Source organism: Corynebacterium sp. CCUG 71335, from assembly GCF_024454075.1.
Taxonomy (GTDB): domain Bacteria; phylum Actinomycetota; class Actinomycetes; order Mycobacteriales; family Mycobacteriaceae; genus Corynebacterium; species Corynebacterium genitalium.
In genome coordinates, this window is sequence record NZ_JAGPYY010000030.1 from 1 (window position 1) to 785 (window position 785).

At 56.3% G+C, this 785-nt stretch carries 1 pseudogene; it reads right to left on the reverse strand.

The annotated features are described in order from the left end of the window. Window positions 1–70: 70 nt before the first annotated feature. Window positions 71–559: pseudogene (locus tag KBX19_RS11265) on the reverse strand (IS256-like element ISCge1 family transposase); the annotation flags it as partial. Between the last annotated feature and the right edge of the window lie 226 nt (window positions 560–785).

Genomic DNA, 785 nt, shown 5'->3' on the forward strand with positions numbered 1-785 from the left:
GGAAGACGCCTACTATCAACAATCACACGCCCACCCGTTGGGCGTTCAATAAGCGGAACTAAACCCAGGACACTTCACTAAAGGCTCCTTGGCCGCCGTCGATCACAGCGATCAGTGGCGCTTCGATGCGTTCGAGCAGTCGCTGGTAGTCGCGGGTGGTTTCGTGTTTGCACCAGTGCCAGGCAATGACGTGATCGATGGTGGCAGCGACGATCAAACAGCCGCCGGCGGTGTAGGTGCCGTCTAAAAACACCTGGTCGTAAACTCTTCCACAATGTGCATTGGTGGGGTCGGGCACATCAATGAGCCAGAACGGTTCGAACCGGCGTTGCAGCGTACGGGGCGAACATCCCACGCGGTGGGCAACAGCATCGAGACTGGTGCCGGTGGTGAGATGATCAATGAAGGCGGTAAACACCGCTGCATTGGTGATGTCGCCGCGGTGCTTCACGCTGGATGCGCCGCATTGTTTGCACCGCCATCTGGTGGTGCCTTTGCTGGTGGTGCCGTTGCGTTTCATCTCGCCGCCGCAGTAGCAGCGTGGTTGGTTCTTTGGCATTGCGCCACCACACCACGGCGTACATAGCACACAGCGCTAGCCCCTCCGTGGATTTGCCGTCAGGAAGCCAGATATATGCCCCAGAAGCATATATTTTCCTGAAACCTCGTGGTTAAGCCCCGGAAACCGGCGATTCCGGACACACTTTTGAGGATGCGGACGTTTTTTGGACAGTTTCAATCTCACGCTACATTGACTTTTCGGTATTCGGCAATGCTCAAACCAT